The sequence below is a fragment of the uncultured Maritalea sp. genome, assembly GCF_937139385.1.
Classification (GTDB): domain Bacteria; phylum Pseudomonadota; class Alphaproteobacteria; order Rhizobiales; family Devosiaceae; genus Maritalea; species Maritalea porphyrae_A.
In genome coordinates this window covers 1-3,313 of sequence record NZ_CAKZPW010000118.1, presented here as the reverse complement: position 1 = coordinate 3,313, position 3,313 = coordinate 1, and the positions used below count along the sequence as shown (strand labels likewise).

Here is a 3,313-nt window from a genome sequence, read left to right as displayed (position 1 = left end):
ATCTTTGGCCTTTCGGTGATCAGTTTGCCTGCATTGCCGCCCATTTTTGGCGTTTCTGTTGCAGCGGCTGGTTTCATCTGCGGCATCATTTATGTTTTTTATGCAAAACGGGTCGAAAATCCTGTTCTGGACTTGAGGGTTTTTGAAGAGCCAATTTTCAAAACAGCAACCTATGCCGGTTTTGTGTTCCGGGTTGCGATCGGCGGCGTGCCGTTCCTTTTTCCATTGATGTTGCAAATAGGCTTTGGCTATTCGCCATTTGAGGCGGGTATGATCACATTTATTGGGGCAGTCGGGGCGATATCAATGAAATTCTTCTTGAGACCCGCGCTGAAAAAATTCGGGTTTCGCTCACTCTTGATTGTTGGCGTTTGTATTTCCGCCGTATTGACTGTCGGGCAAGGAAACTTCTCGGCTCAAACACCCGTCTGGGTAATGATGTCGCTGCTGCTTTTCATGGGCTTTTTCCGCTCCATGTATTTCACATCGCTCAACACACTCACCTTCACGCAAACAACGCCCGCACACACTGCCTCGGCCACGGTGATCAGCTCTGTGTCGATCCAATTGGCGTTTGCGTTGGGCGTGGCGATTACAGCGCTGTTGTTAGAAGGCATTGCATTTGCGCGCGGCGTTGAAGTCGGCGTTGCAGAAATGCAAATTGTATTCTTCATATTGGCAGGCATTACGGTTTTATCGTTGCTGCCTTTGTTCGCGCTGTCAAAACAAGTGGGTGACGACGTGTCCGGTCACGTCGCCAAAACACAAACGCCTATCCCTTAAAGCCTTTTGCGATCAGGTATGTTTCTGCGCTATCTTGACGCGAAGCTGGTGGTTTTGCGTGGAACGTTGTTTTGAAGTTCTTCTTCAGTTCGCCAAGCAATTCATGTTCTGTGCCGCCTTGGAACACCTTGGCCACAAATGTGCCACCCGGGTTTAGAATGCGGGTTGCAAAATCAGCTGCGAGCTCAACCAGCGCAATAATGCGGATGTGATCGGTCGGACGGTGCCCCGTGGTGGGTGCTGCCATATCAGACAGCACCAAATCAACCTTATTGCCGCCCAACGCCTCAATCAGCGCATCAGGCGCATCATCGTCGTTAAAGTCTTTTTGTAGAAAGATCACGCCAGGCAGTTCGCCCATTTCCAGATAGTCAATGCCCACAACCTTTGGATCTTCTGGGTGTACCCCCAGAATTTCTGTACAAACTTCGCACCAACCACCCGGCGCACAACCAAGATCGACCACTCGCATACCGGGTCGGATGAGATTGTGCTTGGCGTTTAGCTCGATAATTTTATAGGCGGCACGTGAGCGACGGCCTTCAAGGCGCGCTTTTTGCACATAGGGGTCATTCAATTGGCGTTTGAGCCAATTTGTGGACGAAGTTGTGCGCCCTTTAGCGGTTTTCACACGCGTGCTCATGCCGCGCGCTTCAGCTTTGCGACTGGGCTTCACACCTGCTTCTTGCTCGCGGGTGGTTTTGCGCTGTTTGGCATCACGCCTTGCAGCTTGAGCGTTCATTTTGGCTTTCTTGACGCCACCAGCCTTGGTGCCTAATCGTTTCGTGCCTTTGACCTTGACTTTCTCTCTCATGAGACAGTCCTTTGGTTTGAGTTTTGCTGGGTTGGTTTTGTTCGCCGGCGACGACGTTGCGCACCCACATTTGGTTTTGACCATACCCGATCTTGGGACATGAGTGAAATCAATATACCCTCACGCAGTCCCCTATCGGCCACGCGAATACGATCGCAGGGCCATTCGCGCCTGATCGCTTCGAAAATGGCGCAGCCAGGCAGCACCAAATCCGCACGGTCACGACCAATACATGGGTTGGCTTTGCGTCGCTCATAATCCATGTTGATCAACACGCGCATCGTGTCTTCAACCTGCTCGGAGCGCATCCACAACCCGTCAACCTTTGAACGGTCGTAGCGGTCCAAGCCAAGGTGCAGTCCTGCCAATGTTGTTACAGTGCCGGAGGTGCCAACCAAGTGCATGGGGTGTTCCGCCAGTGTTTGCTTGAGCTTTTCGCGACCTCTGAATTTCTTGAGGTGACTTGCCACGTAAGCCACCATTTCTTCAAAGCTCTCGGGCGTTACATTGACCCCATCAAACTTTTCCGCAATCGAAACGACGCCAACGGGCAACGACTGCCAAGAACGGATCGAAGATGCCATCTTGCCGGGACTTTTTGGCCTGCCACCACGAAAATCGAGCCACGCCAATTCTGACGAACCGCCACCAATATCGAATATGATGGAGCCAGCGACGCCGGGTTCCACCAAGTCGGCACAACCGGTCACCGCAAGTTGCGCTTCGGTTTGGCGGTCCACGACTTCCAAAATAATGCCGGTTTCGCTTTCAATCCTTGCTAAAAAGCTCTCAGCATTATCCGCCGAGCGGCATGCTTCGGTGGCGATCAATCGAAACTTTGTGACGTTTTGGTTTTCAATCTTCACTTTACAGGCTTGAAGCGCTTCAATCGTTCTGTCCATGGCGTCGTCGGACAGACGCCCTGTACTGGTCAACCCTTCACCTAGCCGTACGATTCGGGAAAAACCGTCCACGACTTTAAAGCCGCTCGCGGTTGGTCGCGCCAGCAACAGCCGACAGTTATTTGTACCAAGATCCAGCGCACCATATAGCTCAGGCCTTTGGTGGGTCTGGACACTATTGTGGTGGCTTTTGGTATTCCGCTTGCGGGCCCGCTTTTTATTGGCAGCTTGCGCATTTGCAGGGTTTTTGGGCACATTTGACCTGTCCGCGTTGGAAACTGGACGGTCTTCGGGCGCCGAAGAACTCTGCTTTTTCGCACCAATTACGGGCCGATTTTCATCGACCACATTTTGCTCCGTTGCCTACGTCGCTTGCCGCATATGGGCGCGCCGAAGGGCATCTTGTTTACATGTTGGAGCTGATGATAATTCAATCAAACTAAATGCGCAATTGCGCAATCAAGCGTTCAAAAAATTTCCTATTGTGGCCCTTGCTGATCAGTTCCATCACAAAAACCTGCCAAAGCACTGACAGAAAACGATAAAAATAATCAAAAAAATTTTTGTAGGTCACGATTATTAAAGGTTTTAACTACACTAATAGAGCCTAGACATATATTTTGTGCACAATGTTAGGCAGGTATTGGTTATGTTTGGCCGTCTATTAAAAACAATTCGTTCAGAACAACAACTCTCCACTGTCATTCGTGCACACCTTGTCGATGGGCTTTTTCATCCGTTCGCGTCGCTTATTTCTGGCGCGCTAGCTGGCATATTTATTGCCACCATTTTGACCCTATTTGTCGAAGACCAG

At 50.7% G+C, this 3,313-nt stretch carries 3 protein-coding genes; 1 reads left to right on the top strand and 2 read right to left on the bottom strand.

What is annotated here, in order from left to right; genetic code table 11:
- Window positions 1-783 (top strand): MFS transporter (locus Q0231_RS04810; protein WP_299345755.1); only part of this gene is annotated, 783 nt, incomplete at its 5' end.
- Here Q0231_RS04810 and Q0231_RS04805 read toward each other — a convergent pair.
- Both Q0231_RS04805 and Q0231_RS04800 read right to left on the bottom strand, forming a co-directional pair.
- Window positions 773-1,426, bottom strand: a complete 654-nt coding sequence (locus tag Q0231_RS04805) for an RlmE family RNA methyltransferase (protein ID WP_299345758.1) — start codon at window positions 1,424-1,426, stop codon at window positions 773-775. The genes Q0231_RS04810 and Q0231_RS04805 overlap by 11 nt on opposite strands.
- 167 nt (window positions 1,427-1,593) lie before the next feature.
- Entirely contained in the window at window positions 1,594-2,847 is a 1,254-nt protein-coding gene (locus tag Q0231_RS04800) for a Ppx/GppA phosphatase family protein (protein WP_299345752.1), read from the bottom strand.
- Window positions 2,848-3,313 lie beyond the last annotated feature (466 nt).